The organism is Pseudoalteromonas sp. SG45-5 (assembly GCF_014164085.1).
GTDB classification, from domain to species: domain Bacteria; phylum Pseudomonadota; class Gammaproteobacteria; order Enterobacterales; family Alteromonadaceae; genus Pseudoalteromonas; species Pseudoalteromonas aliena.
In genome coordinates this window covers 1-18,945 of record NZ_JACJEM010000053.1, presented here as the reverse complement: position 1 = coordinate 18,945, position 18,945 = coordinate 1, and the positions used below count along the sequence as shown (strand labels likewise).

General features: G+C 38.1%; 11 protein-coding genes and 1 pseudogene. 8 read left to right on the top strand and 4 right to left on the bottom strand.

Annotated elements, in window-relative coordinates; all coding sequences use genetic code 11:
- Positions 1 to 22 precede the first annotated feature (22 nt).
- Positions 23 to 2,917, bottom strand: a complete 2,895-nt coding sequence (gene rapA / locus H5119_RS15995) for an RNA polymerase-associated protein RapA (RefSeq protein ID WP_182702935.1) — start codon at positions 2,915 to 2,917, stop codon at positions 23 to 25.
- 305 nt (positions 2,918 to 3,222) lie between these two features.
- On the opposite strand from rapA, the gene H5119_RS15990 reads away from it, so the two are divergent.
- From H5119_RS15990 to H5119_RS15980, 3 genes and pseudogenes are all read left to right on the top strand, one after another.
- On the top strand, positions 3,223 to 4,620 hold the full coding sequence (locus H5119_RS15990) for a PhoH family protein (protein WP_138583889.1): 1,398 nt from the start codon (positions 3,223 to 3,225) through the stop codon (positions 4,618 to 4,620).
- 66 nt (positions 4,621 to 4,686) lie between these two features.
- Positions 4,687 to 8,504, top strand: a pseudogene (locus H5119_RS15985) (ATP-binding protein).
- A complete protein-coding gene (locus H5119_RS15980) occupies positions 8,473 to 9,372 on the top strand; it encodes a diguanylate cyclase (protein ID WP_182702933.1) in 900 nt (299 codons plus the stop codon). The pseudogene H5119_RS15985 and the gene H5119_RS15980 overlap by 32 nt, the downstream one beginning before the upstream one ends.
- 32 nt (positions 9,373 to 9,404) lie before the next feature.
- Here the strand turns inward: H5119_RS15980 and H5119_RS15975 are convergent, their stop codons facing one another.
- Positions 9,405 to 9,785 (bottom strand): DUF3192 domain-containing protein, encoded by a 381-nt coding sequence (locus tag H5119_RS15975; protein WP_182702932.1) that lies wholly within the window; start codon positions 9,783 to 9,785, stop codon positions 9,405 to 9,407.
- A gap of 185 nt (positions 9,786 to 9,970) precedes the next feature.
- Positions 9,971 to 10,915, bottom strand: a complete 945-nt coding sequence (locus tag H5119_RS15970; protein WP_182702931.1) for a D-2-hydroxyacid dehydrogenase — start codon at positions 10,913 to 10,915, stop codon at positions 9,971 to 9,973.
- A 398-nt stretch (positions 10,916 to 11,313) separates the two neighbouring features.
- Between H5119_RS15970 and H5119_RS15965 the strand changes: the two genes are divergently transcribed.
- Both H5119_RS15965 and H5119_RS15960 read left to right on the top strand, forming a co-directional pair.
- Positions 11,314 to 12,447 (top strand): 1-acyl-sn-glycerol-3-phosphate acyltransferase, encoded by a 1,134-nt coding sequence (locus H5119_RS15965; RefSeq protein ID WP_182702930.1) that lies wholly within the window; start codon positions 11,314 to 11,316, stop codon positions 12,445 to 12,447.
- Between the two features lie 101 nt (positions 12,448 to 12,548).
- Entirely contained in the window at positions 12,549 to 12,794 is a 246-nt protein-coding gene (locus H5119_RS15960) for a DUF1289 domain-containing protein (RefSeq protein ID WP_182702929.1), read from the top strand.
- Here H5119_RS15960 and H5119_RS15955 read toward each other — a convergent pair.
- The gene (locus H5119_RS15955) at positions 12,766 to 13,488 is read right to left on the bottom strand and encodes a transporter substrate-binding domain-containing protein (protein ID WP_077536938.1); all 723 of its coding nucleotides are present in this window, start codon (positions 13,486 to 13,488) and stop codon (positions 12,766 to 12,768) included. The two genes, H5119_RS15960 and H5119_RS15955, sit on opposite strands and share 29 nt — an antisense overlap.
- 115 nt (positions 13,489 to 13,603) lie before the next feature.
- On the opposite strand from H5119_RS15955, the gene H5119_RS15950 reads away from it, so the two are divergent.
- From H5119_RS15950 to H5119_RS15940, 3 genes are read left to right on the top strand one after another with little or no spacing between them, the layout of a single operon-like run.
- Positions 13,604 to 13,807 carry a DUF3283 family protein gene (locus H5119_RS15950; RefSeq protein ID WP_077536939.1) on the top strand — a complete coding sequence of 68 codons (204 nt, stop codon included), beginning with the start codon at positions 13,604 to 13,606 and terminating at the stop codon, positions 13,805 to 13,807.
- 2 nt (positions 13,808 to 13,809) lie between these two features.
- Complete coding sequence (locus tag H5119_RS15945; protein ID WP_182702928.1) at positions 13,810 to 14,211, top strand: GNAT family N-acetyltransferase; 402 nt, start codon at positions 13,810 to 13,812, stop codon at positions 14,209 to 14,211.
- 26 nt (positions 14,212 to 14,237) lie between these two features.
- Entirely contained in the window at positions 14,238 to 18,755 is a 4,518-nt protein-coding gene (locus tag H5119_RS15940; RefSeq protein WP_182702927.1) for an EAL domain-containing protein, read from the top strand.
- Positions 18,756 to 18,945 lie beyond the last annotated feature (190 nt).

Below are 18,945 nucleotides of genomic sequence, written 5' to 3'. Positions count from 1 at the left end.
CTAGTGGCTTACAGCTGGAGCTTTAGTGTGAAACCACGATTAGTCTAATTGCATCAAGTTGTAACTGCGTTTTTTCAATATACGTAGTTAGGTCGTTGCGTTGCTTATCGTAAAACGTTATTTCTTCTTGGCGAATATTCGGGTTAATTTGCTTAAGGGCAACAAGTCGCTCTTGCTCTTCACTGAGTGATGTTTGCATTTTAACAAGCGACGCTGCACGAATAACTTCAAGTTTTTCTTGTGCCATATCTTTAGCGGTTGTGATCATAGGGTGAACAGCGCTTTGCAGTGCTCCCGCAAGTTTACTGGCTGTTTGGCGGCCAACGGCTGATAGCTGCTGATTAAAGCCTTCAAAAGCCACATTCTCACCTAAGTTATTGCCTGCTTTATCAAGCAATATACGAATTGGTGTAGGCGGTAAAAAGCGACCAACTTGCAATACTTTTGGTGCCATTGCTTCTGCAACAAAAATAAGCTCAACAAAAAAGGTACCAGGCGGTAACTTTTTGTTTTTAAGTAAAGCCACCGATGCGCTACCAAAGTCGTCGTCACAAATCATATCCATGGTGCCTTGCACCATTGGGTGATCCCAACTAATAAAGTGTACGTCTTCTTGCGAAAGAGCTGTGTCGCGATCAAAGGTAACCGTCATGCCATCGTCTTTAAGCGATGGGAATGAGGCGCTTAACATATGCTCAGTTGGCTTTAAGATAATGGTGTTTTCGCCTTTATCTTCTTGGCTTACGCCAAATGTATCAAACACGTTGATCATGTAGCTTGGCAACTCAAACTGGTTATCGAGTTTTTCGATATCAGCTACAAGTGAATCGGCAGCACCTTGACCCGATGAATGTAGCTCTAGTAAACGATCTCGTCCGCTTTCCATTTTTTTACGCAGTACCGCATTTTGCTGTGCTACTTGCTCAAGTAATGGATCGAGTTCGTCTTCATCGCAGTTATGCGCAGAAATATATTCAAGTAGATCATCACGGAACTCTTTATAAAGCATTTGGCCTGTTGACGAGGTAGATTCGAATGCGTCTAGGCCTTCGTTATACCATCGTAGTAATACTTCTTGAGCGGTGTTTTCAAAATATGGCACGTGAATGTTCACATCTTGCGTTTGACCTATACGGTCTAATCGACCAATACGCTGCTCTAGTAAGTCTGGGTTTAGTGGTAAATCAAACAACACTAAGTGATGCGAGAACTGGAAATTACGACCTTCTGAGCCAATTTCTGAACACAGTAATATTTGTGCGTTGTCGTACTCATCTGCAAAAAATGCAGCAGCGCGGTCACGCTCAATAATAGACATACCTTCGTGGAATACCGACGCTTTAATAGCTTCACGTTCACGCAGTATTTGCTCAAGGCTGATAGCTGTTTCAGCTTTAGCACATATAAGCAGTACTTTTTCGCGCTTAAGTGTTTTAAGGGTGTCGATTAACCAATCTACACGTGGATCGAATAAACCCCAGCTTGCGCTTTCGCCTTCAAACTCTTGGAATATTTTTTCAGGAAACAGAGCACGGTGTGCACTTAGTTCAGGGTTTTGAATGCCGCCCATGTTACCAAGAACCGACATAGCCGTTTTATACTGTTTTGGCAGTGCCATTGGGTAGGCGTGTAATTTACGGCTTGGGTAGCCGTCAATGCCGCTGCGGCTATTTCTGAATAATATACGACCTGTGCCGTGGCGATCGAGTAGCATGTTAAGTATTTCTTTACGCGCTGGTAAATCACCTTGCTGTGCTTTTTCAAGAATATCAGTAATGTCGGTTTCTTTTAATAACTCAATTAGCGTGGCTTTGGCTGCGTCGTCCAGAGCTTGCTCTTGCAGTAATTGATTTGCCGCTTGCGCTACGTCTTTATAATTTGCTTCTTCTTCTTTAAACACGTCGTAGTCGTAAAAACGATCCGGATCGAGTAATTGTAAACGCGCAAAGTGACTACTGTGACCAAGTTGATCAGGTGTTGCTGTAAGTAAAATAAGGCCCGGAATATCTTGGCTAAGCTCTGCCATACGTTGGTACTCTGAGCTTGGCTTACCGTTGTTAATACTTAGGTGATGGGCTTCATCTATTACTAAAAGATCCCAATCAGCAAGCGTTGCTTGTTCAAACCAGCGTTTTTTCTTGGTTAAAAACTCAAGACTGGTAAGTACTAGCTGCTCTGTATCAAATACGTTTGGAGAGTCAGCAAATGCTTCGTCGCAGCGCTCTTCATCAAAAATAGAAAAACGTAAGTTAAAGCGGCGTAGCATTTCTACTAACCATTGGTGTTGTAAGTTTTCAGGAACCACAATAAGTACGCGGCTTGCACGACCACTAATAATTTGTTGATGTAAAATCATGCCCGCTTCAATTGTTTTACCAAGGCCTACTTCATCTGATAAAAGTACGCGAGGTGCAAAACGTTTACCCACTTCTTGGGCAATATAAAGCTGGTGCGGAATAAGATTAGCACGCTGACCAATTAAGCCTTTAATAGGCGATTGTTCACGTTCAAATTTATGTAACCACGTTTGGTAGCGAAGTGTATAGCGATCAAAACGATCGACTTGACCTGCAAATAAACGATCTTGTGGTTTATTAAACTTAATAAAATGATCTAAAAAGGTTTCTTTAAGCTTGGCTGTTTCGCCGTTATCAACACGGGTGCCGTGATAACACAGTAACTCGCCTTGTACTTCAATAGACTCTACTTCTAATTCCCATTCTTCAACGCTTTTGATCACATCGCCAGGATTAAATGCCACACGGGTAACAGGTGCTTCTGCAGAAGAATAAACACGGCTCTCACCACTGGCAGGAAATAATATGCTGACCTGACGGCCTTCAATGGCAACAACGGTGCCTAATCCTAAATCTGACTCTGTATCACTGATCCAACGCTGACCTAAGGAAAAATTCATGTATGTCTCGTCTATGATGAAAAAGGCGGCTATGTTACCTGTAAGCTAACACCACTGCAAGGCGCTATTTGGCTCACTTTTAATTAATTTTGTAAGTGTTAATTATTACTATTAACACAACTTGTTTACGGCTGATTTTTTTATAAATTAAAACTAATTATGGTTTGTAATAAAACGGACTTTTATGACAAATAGACTAAACTTACATTATGCCTTGGCAATTAAGTATTGCAGGTTTAAGTTTTGCCCGTTTTACTTAGTTATTTTGGTATAGCATAAAAATCATAAAACGTAAGGAAAGTGCTATGGAAAAAGCTTCGAACCTTGAAAGTAAAATGTATGTGCTAGATACCAACGTACTACTTCACGAACCCCTCGCTTATTTGTCTTTTCAAGAACACAATGTTGTTATTCCGATGACAGTACTTGAAGAACTTGACCACATAAAAGACAGAAAACACGACGTAAGCCGTGATGCGCGCGTCGCTATTCGTGGACTAGATGAAGTACTTAAAAATGCAACCCCTGAACAAATGCTACAAGGCGTGGCGCTGCCAAGTAATAAAAAGGCAAAAGCGAGCTCTGCGGGTACACTCATAATTGTAAACGACCATTTATTTGCCGACTCGATTTCGGGGCTGCCAGGTAACGAAAACGATCATCGGATTATTAACTGTGCGGTGTATTTACAAAAGCAACACAGTGATTCAAAAGTTATATTGGTAACAAAAGACATAAACATGCGCTTAAAAGCCAAAGGCGCAGGACTTAAATATGTTGAGGATTATCGTACCGATCAACTTATTGACGATATAAGCTTACTCACTAGTGGTTATAAAAAAATTGAAGGCGATTTTTGGGATCATGTTGGGCAGTGCAATACTGAGCAACATGGCCGAGATACATTTCATCATGTGCCTAAAAATTTAATCCCTGATGTATTTTGTAATGAATATTTGCTTGATGGCGGAGATCACTTTGCTGCACGTGTTAAATCGTACGATGATGAGCACATTACGTTAAAAGATATTAGCGTTGAGCGCTTAATGCATCAACAAGCATGGGGTGTTAAGCCAAAAAATATTTATCAAGGTATGGCGCTTGATGCACTACTCGATACAAGTATAGAGCTTGTTATTTTAACCGGCCCAGCAGGGTGTGGTAAAACCTTGTTAGCGCTTGCCAGCGCCCTTGAAATGGTTATCGAAAAAGGTATTTACGACAAAGTAATAGTTACCCGTAATACCCCAGAGATAGCAGAATCCATCGGTTTTTTACCCGGTACAGAGGAGGAAAAAATGGCACCGTGGCTTGCAGCCATTACCGATACGCTGGAGGTATTGCACAAAGGCGACGAAAACCCGATATCGAGCCGAAACTATATTATGGAAAAGGCTAATGTGCAGTTTAAATCGGTTAACTTTATGCGCGGCCGTAGCATACAAAATGCGGTGGTAATTTTAGATGAGAGCCAAAATTTAACGGCATCTCAACTTAAAACGATTATTACCCGCTGCGGCGAAGGTACTAAATTAATTTGTACGGGTAACTTGGCGCAAATTGATAGTAACTATTTAACGCCAGTAACATCGGGCTTAACGTACATAGTAGAGCGCTTCAAAAAATTTGAAGGCAGCGCAACTATAAACCTTAATGGTGTTGTACGTAGTCGATTAGCCTCATTCGCAGAAGAAAATTTATAACTTGCGCTTAACAAATTGGCTCGATAGTCTATTGATTGATTTTCGGGCCATAACGCAGGCAGTACGTTGATTTTTTTACCTCTTAAACATTATTATCGTTCTTTATTTGTTGCGCTTTTAGTCCCCCTAATCGTCGCATTTTTACTTTGTTTGCACTTATACACTATTAAGCTAGAGCGTGCTGTTGAAAAGCGTGAAGCTGACTTTACCAATGTTTCAGCGCAGGTCAATCATGATATGGAAGCCGTGAGTAACTTATTAACGGCCATGTTCACTTTGTATAAACAGCCTCCTCATCAAGAGTTTAGTCACTTGTTGCTTAAGGGTGTTAATCAACACAAAGGTTATTACTATCATCATTTTGCTGATCAAGGCTCGGAGGTTGTTGGTAAAGGAGAATTTGCGTTATCTACACGTGCTATTTCTCAGTGGCAGCAAGTTATCGCTTTGGGGCCATCGTTTAATACAACGCTTGCATTGATGCCGTCTTTATCGGCAGTTGCCTATGTCGATGATGATGGATTTGCGTATGTAGCTAGACGTAATAAAGATCAAAGTTTATTTTTGACGGAAATATTAAACGGTAAATTTAAACCTGAATTTTCGCCAAATAAGCTTTCTTCAAGCCCTATAATTAAAGTAAATGACAAAGCGTATTTTGCAATAGGTCGACAGCGAGAGATTGACTCGCACGATTATATTATTTTAATTTATGATATACAGGCGATCTCGGCTTGGTTAAAAAAGATCTCTCCGGCGAGCAGTGGAGAGTATGTTTTTATGAATCAATTTCATCAAATTATCGCCAGTTCAAAAAATGAAATAGCACAAGCAACAAAGTTAAAACCTTATTGGCCTAAATTAGCTGAACACCATCAAAAATCAACGGTGTTAACAAGCGATAAAAACTACTTTATGCAAGCGATGGGAAATTTACCCATCCACGCTGCATTTTATGAATCTAAATCACAATTAGTAACCCCGATTCAATACGAAATACTATTAGAGTTTATGTTTTTGACACTATTTTTAAGTTTGATGTTTTGTGTGTTTTTTTGGTTAAGCCAGCGTATTTTTGTGAAGCCGATGACCCGCTTAATGCATTATTTAGAGCAAAATGATGAACAGCAAAGTGAGCAGCTTAATTACAAAGTACCACTGAACTGGCAACCTTGGTTTTCTAAAGTAAAGCGTGTGTTTATTAAAAATGAACAATTAGTAGAATCGTTACAAAACGCAAATAAAAAATTAGATAAACAGGTACAGCTACAATCCGAAAAATTAAAGCGCAGTTACGAAGCTAAAGAGCGTCACTTAGCTTTGCTAAATACCATGCTCAATAGTGTGCCAGATCTTATTTATTTCAAAAATATCGATGGCTCCTTTTTAGGATGTAATAAAGCATTTGAAGCTTATATAGGTAAAGAGCAAACAGCGTTGGTTGGTAAATGCATGGAAGAAATAAGTGATGATGACGAGCAAATTAGTATTCTTGAGAAGCAGGTATTACAAAATCGTAACGATATTCAACAGCGTATAGACACAGAAGACAAATCTTATCAATTAACTATAGCTCCTTTTTATAATGAGCATCAACACTTGTTGGGTACAATGGGAATAGGGCGCGATATAACCGAGCAGCAGCAAACGTTATATGCTTTAAAAGCGTCAGAATCTAAATTTAGAAGTGCGATTGAATTTGCTGCAAATAGCGTTATGTTGTTATCGCTTGAGCACACTATTTTACAGGTTAATAAAGCCGCTCGAAAACTATTTGTTGAACAGCCCGTTTTAGTTGGAGAGCCACTTAAAGCGCTGTTTGATAATAACCAATGGCAAGAGATAGAGGCCACCTTGGCCCAGCTACTTGATGATAAGAAAAAAGTTTATCATTTAACGTTAGCGCAAGGAAATCTCGCTAGTTGGCTGCAAATGAGTGTATCGCTTGTGTGGGACGAAAAACGCGATCCATCTTATTACGTGATCCACTTACAGGATGTAAGTGCACTTACTAAAGCGAAACACGACGCGGAACGTGCAACTCTTGCTAAAAGCCGGTTTATCGCTAATTTAAGCCATGAAATACGTACCCCTCTTAATGCAGTATTAGGTTTACTTGACATGCTTACAGAGCAAGGGCTTACTCAAAAACAGCTAAAACAAACAGGGCAAGCTAAGCATGCTGCACAGAGCTTACTGCTAATGCTTAACCGAATGCTTGATTTTGCTCGTGTCGAGAGTGCACAAGCTGAGCTGAAATTAACGCCGTTTAGTGTTGTTGAGCTCATTGATATTTGCGAGAGCCTAACGGCGCCTTTGTGTGAAAACAAAGATGTTGAGTTTGTTATTGATGTAGACCCTTTAATCGCCCCAGTTTTAATATGCGATAGTATTCGTTTACAACAAATACTAGGCAATCTATTAACGAATGCGGTTAAGTTTACTAAAGCAGGGTCAATCACGCTTAAAATGGACTTGCTCAAAGATGAAAGTGCTGAGCAGGCGATTTGCTTTCGAGTGATTGATACTGGAAACGGTATAGATAAAATAGATCAAAGGCGTCTATTCGATGCCTTTACTCAAGGGGACGAATCGTCGACACGAAAGCATCAAGGCGTTGGCTTGGGTTTAGCTATTGTTAAACATGCGGTTTCGTTAATGGGCGGCGATATTGCTTTAAAAAGTGATAAAGGACATGGGAGTGAATTTTACTTTAGTATTTCATTACATGTCGATACAACAACACACTACTCATTACCAAGCGATACGTTGAGTATTGTTTCAGAGCAAAGCCGGGAGTTAAATCGTGTCACGGAGGCTTTTTCACAATTAGCTCGCGTTGATTTAAATGAAGCTTTAAAGTCCCCACTAAAGCTTGCAGAGACTAAACAATTAATCATAGATGCAACTGATCTTCCTATATTACTAAAGGTAAAAGCAATAGAGGATTCGTTAACGTCAAACGCCACTTCCATTATTTTGATAAATCATCAGCAAACAATAAATTTATCGACGATTGAGCCTTTAGATATCCACTATATTAAGGCTTCTGCGCTTGGTCAGCGATTGTTTAATTTAAGCTCGCATCTTGAACCTAGGTTTAAAAGTGGTGAAGTTATTTTAGATATGGGAAAAGATAATCAGGATATAGCAGGTCTCTTAATATTAGCAATTGACGATAATCAATTAAATTTAGACATTATCAATAGTGTGCTGTGCCAAGCTGGAGCTAATGTTGTTGTTGCTTTAAGTGCCGAAGAGGGGATGGAATTATTATCAGGGTTGAGACCTGATTTAATTTTAATGGATGTCCAAATGCCACATATAGATGGCTGCCAAGCAACAATATTAATCCGCCAACAGTTTGACGCAGAACAACTCCCTATTTTTGCATTAACAGCGCATTGCGAGCCGGCAGATATTGAGCGTTCCTTAGGCTGTGGTATGAACAAGCATTTAGTGAAACCCGTTGTGGCTAACGTATTGATTGAGGCAATAGCTGAGTTATCGCTCTCGAAACCTTGTTTTTTTGATAGATCATTTGCTTTAGCGCAGTTTAATTTAGACGAAACGTTACTAAATACTATGATGGATAAATTTGCTGAACTGTGTGAAACCCAGTTAGTACAAATAAAGGAGAGTACCAATGAAGTTGATTTGGTACGCTTAGTGCATAGTATCAAAGGAGTCGCAGGTAATTTAGGTTTTAAAAGACTATCATATTGTGCGCAGCAATGTGAGCAGCACCTTAAAACAGCTAATAAGATTAACGAACCTAGCGAAATTATCATGCAAGCACTTATTATGCAGTTAAAACAGGTTATTGTTTTTATAAAGGTTTAGGAGCTAAGGATGTCAAAAAAAGCGAAAGTACTGATTGTTGATGACGATCCTATCAATCGGTTAGTACTAGAGAAAACATTGAATGTTGAGCATGACGTATTTTTAGTTGAAAGCGGTGAAAAAGCGCTGATCTTTGTAGAAACAATGCAAGTTGACTTAATTATACTTGATGTAGTGATGCCAGGGCTTAATGGTTATGAAGTATTAGTTAAGCTAAAAGAAAACCCAATCACACACGCGATACCAGTTATTTTTATATCCGCTAATCACAGCCATGAAGATGAATCTAAAGGTTTAGAACTTGGTGCTATGGATTATATAACTAAGCCATTTAGCGTCTCTATAGTTCGCGTAAGGGTACGTAATCAGTTATTAATAAAGCAAAAAAATGACTTGCTAGAAATGCTAGCTTCAATAGATGGCTTAACAGAAATACCGAATAGACGTTATCTTGACGAAAACCTCTCCCGTGAGTGGCAAAAAAGCAAACGCAGTGGCTTACCTCTTTCCGTTATACTTATGGATATAGATCACTTTAAGCGCTACAACGATTATTACGGACATCGTGCTGGTGATGATTGTTTAAAAAAAGTAGCCCATGCGTTGGTTGGTCAGTGTGAGCGCGGAAACGATTTTATAGCTCGCTATGGCGGGGAAGAATTTGCTGCTGTATTACCCGAAATAGGTAAGTTGGAGGCAGTCGCATTTGCAAGTAAATTACGAAAAGCAGTTAATAGTTTAAACATAGAGCATACAGGCTCAATCAACGCTAACCACATCACTATTAGTATTGGTATAGCAACGACTGAAAGTGGCAAAATAGGCGCAGAGCAGACTCTTTTAGAAGAAGCTGACATAGGGCTGTATGCTGCTAAGGATGCAGGGCGAGATAGGATAGTCGCACGCTAAAAACTTAATATACAAAAAACGCTTTTTATTGGTTACTGCGTGATCATACCTAAAGCGGTTTCACCAATGCCCACTAACTTATCATTTTTAAATACAAGTGGCGTACATTCATCTTTCGTTGTTTTAGAATCTGAATGCTTGCTATGAGTTACATAAAAAAGTACTTGGTATACATCGTCATCTTTTTTTAATAGCTCTGTGAAATTAGGCGTTTTTAATTGCGCTAAAACAGAGTGATAACTGCTATCCATTTTTAGCTCTGATATAGCTTCACGATTATTTTTATGTTGTACTTGCCAGCTAGATGAATTCTTACCAGCCCAATGAGTCTCAGCTTCACCATCTGATACGGCAATAACACAGCCTGTTAAAAATGGAGCGATTAAAGCGGCTGCTAAAAGTGATTTTTTCATTTTTATTTACCTTAATAAGATTTTTAATTGGTTATTAGCTATGTTAAAGCAAAGAGTAGACCATATTTACAAGTTGTTATTAATCAGTTTGTTAAGTGGGTTAGACTGTTTTTATTTAATAAAATATTAAATGAATTAGTAAAAACAGCCATTTTTTAGTTTATTTGATTACTACAATAAAATCATTACACCAAGCGGTTGCGTGATTCGCCTTTGGTAAATGCAGCAATATTTAAACTGACTTCATTAATTAAACGCACAATAGATTCAGTGCTTGCCCATGCTATATGTGGAGTAAGTAAAAGGTTATTACCTTTATAATTAGCAAGCGGGTTTGAAAGCTCAGCAGGTTCTTTAGTTAGTACATCAACACCGGCTCCAGCAATTAGGTTTTGCTCAAGCGCTGTAGCTAAGTCTACTTCATTGATTATACCGCCGCGCGCTGTATTAATTATAATACAGCTTGGTTTCATCATTTTAAGCTCATTAAGTGCAATTAAATCACGAGTTTCATCTGTTAGCGGGCAGTGTACGCTGATTATATCGGCTGTTTTAATGGTCTCTTCAAAAGGGGTTCGACCATCGCGACATGCAGCGCCTTTACGCTCGGCAATAATAACATTAGCACCAAATGCCTCAGCTACTTTAGCTACGCCTTGACCTAATGTACCACCGCCTATAATGGCAAATGTTTTGCCTTGTAAGTCGTTAAAGCTGTAATCGAGTATGCAAAACATGCCACTTTTTTGCCACGCGCCTTGCTGACAATCTGCCTGGTAGCGGTGTGTGTTACCCAGTAAGTTAGTAATTAAAGAAAACGTATGTTGAACAACTGAAGGGGTTGAATAGCCAGCTACGTTAGTTACGGCAATACCTAACTCTTTAGCGGCCTCTAAATCAACATTATTAGTCCCTGTAGCACTCACACAAACAAGTTTTAATTTTTTTAATTGGCTAATCGTTTCTCGATTTAAAACTACTTTATTAGTGATTAATACATCAGCACCTTGGCAATGTTCAATAACTTGCTCTGGGCTAGTAAGTTCATAAGTCGTTAATTTACCAAGTTGTTCAATACAAGTAAGAGACGTTTTAGCTAACGTTGCGTTATCAAGAATAGTAATGTTCATTATGAGCCCTAAAATAAGTGGATCTGAAAGAGTTAAAATCGTAAAAAGAGGCTTACGATCCATCAAAAATCTAAAATAAGGCTTAAGGTACTACGAAAGAAAGGCTTTGTTAATGATATTACTACCAACTAATGAGAGAGTTTTGTAGCAGTGGTCTGCCCACTAGTAGGTTGAGAACATGGTATTTTGCTAGACTGATCAGTTTTTTTGCACTTATAAGCAAGCCTATGGTCATAGAAGGTAATGAAACTCGACTTTAACTAGATTTATTAGCGAGTTGCTAAGAATAAAAATCATTTTTTTGGTTATTTCGCATTTTAGATTGGCTGAGTTATAATCGAATATAGACATAAACGGTACGCTTCGGTGTGCTGTTTTTTAACATTATAGATGTAGTAATGAGTGAATTAGAAGATAAGTACGCTGATATAAGACCCTATAACGATGATGAAGTCACGGCTTCGCTATCGCGTTTAATCAACGATAATGCATTTATTGATGTGATTGCAAAGTACAATTTACCGCGTTTTTTATCGGCGGTGCCCTTTATTACACGCCCATTAGTAAGAAGTCAGTTGCGCAAAAAATGGGGAAGTGTAAGCACCGTTGAGGATGTACAAAATGAAGTTGCGCAATACCTTAATAAATTAGTAAAGCGCACTACATCAAAAGTTACTTTTTCAGGGCTCGATAAATTAGATCCAAACCAGGCTTATCTATTTATTTCTAACCACCGCGATATTGTACTCGATCCTGCATTAGTGAACTGGGGATTATTCCAGTATAAAATGAAAACAGTGCGCATTGCTATTGGCGATAATTTATTGCAAAGACCTTATATCACTGAGCTTATGCGCTTAAATAAAAGCTTTATTGTGAAGCGTTCAACCAAAGCACCAAAAGAGATGTTAAGAGCGCTGACTCAGCTTTCATCCTACATTTATGATTCACTAATAAGTGGTAACTCTATCTGGATTGCACAAAAAGAAGGGCGCGCAAAAGATGGTTTTGATCAAACAGATCCAGCGCTTCTAAAAATGCTACAGCTAAATGGTAGAAAGCAAAAGAAACAATTTGGCGATTATATTAAAGAGTTAAAAATAGTGCCTGTTTCTATATCGTATCAATATGAGCCGTGCGCTATTGCCAAAGCTAAAGAGCTTTATCATAAGCAACACCACGGTGAATACACTAAATCAGCGGGCGAAGATATCGCCAGTATTGTTGAAGGGTTTAGTGCTGCAAAAGGACATGTGCATTTAGCATTCGGAAAGCCGATTGAATCGCACTGTGATAGTGCTGAGGAACTTGCAAAAACGATTGATGAACAAATTGTCGATTCGTTTTATTTGCACCCAGGGAACTACATTGCTGGTGGCTGTAAAAAAGAAGTGATTAACTCACCTGATACCGCTACGTTTGAACAGCGTATGGCGAGTGTACCCGATGAACTAAAGCCATTGGTATTGGCTATGTACGCCAAGCCATTTCATCGTAAAACTGAAATTAATACAAATAACTGCGAACATTAATCGGTTAGTTATTATAAAAGCAGCAATTTAATTGCTGCTTTTTTTTTGCTTAAAAAAAACGCTATACTAAAAGTCCGATTCTTTTAAGTGGTATTCACTTTATGCAACAAATTGAAATATTTGATATTCCAAGCCCTTGCAAGAGTATTTGCTTAGTGAATAATAGAGGGTATTGCAAAGGCTGTTACCGAAGTCGTGATGAGCGTTTTACTTGGAATGCCCTGACCAACAGCGAAAAGAAAAAAGTGCTCAGTTTATGCCAGCAGCGCTATAAGCGTTACTTGCAAAAACAGCAGCAAAATACAGTATTTAATAACACTACAGAGCAGCGTGGTTTCGATTTTTAAATTTTAAATTATATTTTGCCCGCAAAGCATAGACAGTCCCATTACTATTTAATTTAGTTAATGCATGTTGTAATTTTTTAACTAAATTTTTATTTTTTTTATGTAAGTAGTGATAAATTGGGTAGATCATTAGTACTTCTTTTTCGAAACAACCGGTGGGCGAAGGTATTGATTTATTATCCATGAAAAAATCAAGTAACAAAGCACCTTCTACCTTTTTTTGAGCCAGCAAGTTTAGCTGTGTATTCATATTTTTTACTTCAATAATATTCCCCATAAAGCTTGTACTTGCTAAATAGCGTTTTTGTACTGGGTAGCCTGCTAAAATAGCTACGTTTTTTAGTTGCTCTAACGTATTAGGCTGACAAGCTTTATATAATACTAAATTAAATTGCAGTAGTTCGTAGTCAACTCTAATTAAGTTATTAAAATTGTTTTCGACACTAATATCACGGCCTAACTGCCCATCAAGGACACCATTATTAGCCGCTAAAAGTGCATTTTGGCGGTTAAAGTCGATAACATGAATTTTATGGCCAATGTCGGTGTAGGCTAGCGTTAATAACTCAAGAACATAATTTGCTTGCGGAGTGCTTTCTGGGCGGTTAAAAGTGAGGTTGTATTGATGAGCAAAACATGGTGCACTGAACAATAAATAACCTAATAATAACAAGGTACTAAGGCGTTGATGCACTATCACTTCCAATTGCAGTAAAAATCAATAAAATGAGAGGCTGATAATAGCAAGTTGCTTACCTTTTGCCCAGTTTGTCTGAGCAGCATTTTTATAAAATTAATGAGGAAATACTGTGAGTTTTAATTTATGTTTGTTACCGCGTGAAGAAAAATACCAAATTCAGCTCGATTATGAAGCATCATTCTGGGCATACCAAATTAAGCGTAATAAAAAAACACGTGAACAAGTGTACAACACCATTCACAGCCGTCCGATTGCTGAACAAATGTTCTTAAAGCAGCAGTTTGAACAGTATTTGGCATTGATGCTGAGCTAGGCATGTATAGGGTTGAAGTATTAGATAGAATTAAAACGCCACTTGTTAATAAATTTTATGATCAATACAGCGTCAAAGGACGGGCTAATAAACAAGATCAGCTTTGGGTTGTTTATTATAAAGCGCAAATAGTTGCCGCATGTAGGTTGCAAAATAAGGATGACTTTTTATTTTTATCGACGGTTTTTGTAGCGCCAGAATATAGGTCCAAAGGCCTTGCAAAGTTACTTATCTCAACGCTATTAAAGCGCCAAAATAAAACTATTTATACCTTTGCTTATAAAAACTTAGCAGATTTATACCATTCTATTGGTTTTAACCAAGTGTTAACATATACTCTTGCGTTGCAAGCACTTTTTAATATTTACACACACCGCAATATCGTCGCCCTAAAGTACCCATAATAGTAAAATAACAATATGGAATAAGCATGAGCAAAGACGTCAACTGGATCATAAGTTGTTTTATCGTTTGCATAGCGATCTTAAGCTGCCAAGTAAGCGCACAAGTAAAGCGTTTATCTCCTAGTGAGGGCTTATCACAAAGCTATGTTAACACCATGCTGATTGATAACAATGGGTACTTATGGCTTTCGACCGAAGCTGGTCTTAATCGCTATGATGGTTATCAAGTACTTTCTATTAATGGTCCTAATGGTGAATTAGAAGAAGCTATTATTGATCGAATTTACCAAGATCCTGACGGTCATATTTGGATTGCATCCTTACTTGCAGGATTATTTAGATACGATCCCGCAACGGATTCATACAAGCAATTTATAACCAAACCCACCAGTGAAGAGCAAATAATTAATCAATCTGTTTTTAGTATGCTTGCCGTTGACAATAAAACGTTATGGATTGGGCGCGGTCGGGATTTTGCTAAACTTGATATTGAAAGCGGCGATATAACATCTATTTTTGAACTGCCCAGCGAATACAAAGACACCCTCATTAGAAAGTTATTTCATTACAACGGTTATATATTTATTGGCACTACTCATGGAGCTTATGTTTTTGATATTGCTAGTAAGCAAATACGTCCACTACAGCACTTAAAAGGAGAGGCGAATCATATTTATCAAAATAATGTGAAATCGTTTGCTTTAGGTGAAAATAATCAGCTGCTGGTCGGTGCGGTCAAGGGGTTATATCAGGTCGATATTAGTAATTTGTCAGGGATGTTTGAGCGCCCAGATCTAACCTTTAAAAGTAAAGTGTTGTTAGCTAATTTAAATATTTGGGAAATAGCGAATGAGCAGGGTAAGCTTGATTTAGCCACTGATAAAGGGCTATTTAAGTTTGATTTACACAGTGGCGAACTGATTAAAAATACACGTATAACAGAGAGTAAATACACACTTGCTGATACCAGTATTATTGATATGGCAAAAGATAAATCGGGTGGAATATGGGTAGCGACCAAAACAGATGGCGCGTTTTATTTATCAAATGACAATTATCATTTTAATAATGTTGATGGTAGCTCAATTAGAGGCGATGGGTTATCGCACCATTCTGTTTGGGGAATTACAGAGTACAAAGATAAATTATGGCTTGCCACGCATAACGGTATCACAGAGGTCGATTTAAAAAATAATATTGGAAAGGCTTATCTAAAAAATTATCAAGTAGATTTATTAACTACCGAATTTACTGTTTATGAAGTTATGCCTTATAAAGATAAATTATGGCTTTATAGCAATCGTGGGCTATTTATTTTTGATCCCATTACGCATCAAATCAGCGAACCTAAAACAAAAAATTTAGCTAATCAGCAACAAATAACAGGTTGGGTGCATGGTGTTACTTTAATGCCAAATGGTGATTTGTATTATGTGCATTCTGATCATGGTGTATTTGTTTATAATATTGATAGTCAAATAGTGACTCGATTAGGGGGAGAAATAGCACAGTTTGAGCCCTTTTTAGTATATGGTTTTTTACCACCACTTACTAATAAGCCAGATTCACCATTGTTTTTTAATGCGGGGATTTTATATCAAATAAACCCTGATAGTTTAGCGCTTAAGGTCATTTATAAAGTGCCTAAACAGCACGAAAACATTGCTATCAGTGTGTTGTCGTATGTAATAGATAATAATAATATTTTATGGATATCACTATCTAACTTTGGCTTAATTGGCGTCAATGCTTCTACCTATGAGCTTGTACACACAATTGACTTAGAAAAAAATAAACTAGGTACTTTGCTTTATAATATGGTGCTTGATAGTGAAGGGATGATTTGGATGAGTAGCCATAAAGGAATTTGGCGACTAAATCCTAAAACGCTACATTTTCAACAGTTTACTGTATCCGAAGGATTGCTCTCTGCTGAATTTAATAGCAATGCAATGGCACAGCTAAAAGATGGCCGTATTGCTTACGGTGGTTTAAAAGGTTTTACTTATTTTCACCCGATGGAGAATAAAAACCTTCGCTCACTTATCGATCATGTCAATATCACGGGTGTTGATTTAATGTCGCGAGACCTATCACTTGATTTAAAGCAGCCACTTAACGAAGTGATTTTAAATCATGATGATATAGGGCTAGAAGTGGCATTTTCAGCCATGGCTTTTAGCAATCAAGAACGTATTATTTACGAGTATCAACTCGATAACGGACAAAAAACGTATACACGTAATAACAATCGAGTTTTGTTCCCTAAATTAAATCCCGGTAATTACCAACTAAAAGTATGGGCGAAAGATCCGCTTACTGGTGAATATACTCCCCCAGCGATTTTAAAAATAAAAGTTAAATATCCTTTATGGCGTGCTCCATATTTTGTGGTGCTATATGGCGTGCTATTTATTGCTTTTGTGGCAATGTGGGTAATGCGCCGTAATAAAATTCAGCGCATTTTATTAGCTGCTAATAAAGAGAGTAAAGAAAGTGAAGCGCGTTTAAAAATAGCGTTAGAGGGCAGTGAATCTGGCGTGTGGGATTGGAAATCAAGTAGCCCAAGCATTTATCAGCCCCGTTTACGTGACGAGTTAGGCTACGAAAGTGAAACGGTTAATCTTGATGAATATTTAACTAAGATTCATCCACAAGATAAGCAGCTATTTCGTTTAGAGTGGTTAGAGTTTTTATCTACCGAAAAGGGATATTTTAATTGTACTTACCGTTTACGTCACGCTAAAGGTCATTGGCGCTGGTATAAGGATTTTGGGAAAGTAGTTGAGTGGGATGGAAAAACCCCTCAAAAGGTAGCGGGAACATATACAAATATGACCCGAGAAATGGTGTTCGAAGAGCATGCCTTACTCTTTACCGCTGCATTTGAACAAACTCGAGATTGGGTGTTTATACTCGACAAAAACTTAAATATTCGCGCTTCAAATAAATCATTGCAAACAGCTTTTAATTTTTCAGCCGAGTCTTTGTCTAGTCGGTCTTTAAACTTAGGGATCTCGCGTAGCGCGCTTTTTGATTATTTACGTATCGTGCAAAAGCTATTGGTAGGAGAGCATTTTTCTTGCGAGGATAGTGTAGTGCTCGCTAATGGCGAGGTGCGCCATGTACTAGTAAAAATAAGCGCGGTGGCCGATAACGATCAATGCCTGAGTAGCTATGTCATTATTTTAACGGATATAAGCGCACAAAAAACAGCTGAAAATGAGCTTCACTTACTGGCCAATTATGATGTATTAACGGGCTTGCCAAATAGGGCTCTTTTTAATGACCGTGTTGAACATGCATTAGAGCAAGCAAAGCATTATCAATGCAAAGTTGCACTGTTACATATAAATATTAAACGCTTTAAATATTTTAACGATTCATTAGGCCATGAGGTTGCAGACGAGCTAATTAAAAAAGTGGCTAAGCGATTAAAACTTACTTTGCGCCCATCAGATAGTATTGCTCGCTTTGGTGGTGATGAGTTTGTGGTGCTTGTTGAAGATATTCATCAAATTGAAGAGGTTTTATTAATATGCACCAAGTTAATGGATTGTGTAAATAAAAATATTAGTATTGGCGGACAAGTGGTGAATGTAAACTTAAGTATTGGTATCGCTATTTCGCCAGATGATGCGCAGCAAAAAAGCGCGTTATTAAAAGCTGCCAATATTGCGCTATACCATGCTAAAGATTCACTTGAAGGCAGCTACCAATTTTATAAACAGGAAATGAATCAGCGAGTACAAAAAGCGCTTCATTTAGAATCACAATTGACTAAAGCATACCAAGAACATGAGTTTTGTAATTATTACCAGCCGATTATCAATTCTCAAAGCTATAAAACAGAAGGATTTGAGGTATTACTGCGTTGGCCTGAAAATAAACTAGTACAAACTCAGGAATTTTCTTTGGCGGCCGAGGGCATAGGCTTAATCACAAAAATAATGCTGCAAACATTGGCTCGTGCTTTGAGCGAACTAAAAGAGTGGCGTAAAATTTCACCCGATCTTTATTTGTCTATAAATCTATCCGCACTTGATTTTGAATTTGAAGAATTAGTCCCAGAGATAATAAAGGCATTAAGTACAGCTGGCGTGCCATCAAAAGCAATTGTATTTGAGATCACTGAATCAATACTAATGCGCGATTCAAAACATGCTTTGCACAGTATGGAGATGCTTAAAAATCTAGGCTGTAGGTTGTACATGGATGATTTTGGTACAGGTTATGCCTCATTGACTTATTTAAAGCGCTTTCCTATTGATGTATTAAAAATAGATCGCAGCTTTGTGCAAGATATAGGTATTGATTACGGCGACGAGGCAATTATCCAATCTACACTGACATTGGCTCACAGCTTAGGAAAAGAATGTGTTGCTGAAGGTGTTGAAAGTTCGCACCAACTCGCCTTTTTAAAAGAGTTAGGCTGTAAGCATTTTCAGGGCTATTTATTCAGCCGACCTGTTCCTAGTCAAGACGTACCGTTTTTAGTGCTGCGTGATTGGGAGGATATATTTACCCAAAGTATGGGGAGTTAGATTGTTGATTTAATAAATTAGGCTCTAGGAACTGTTGATCTTTGTAGATTGAAATTTGTTCAATATAGGGGCGATTTAATCGCGGCGCGAGGTTTGTAATCGAGTGGGCTCGGTAACTGCTCCTGCGTTACTCTAATGGCTTACATCCCTGTAAGAATAAGTAAAAACCGAGCAACAAAGAGTTAATCGT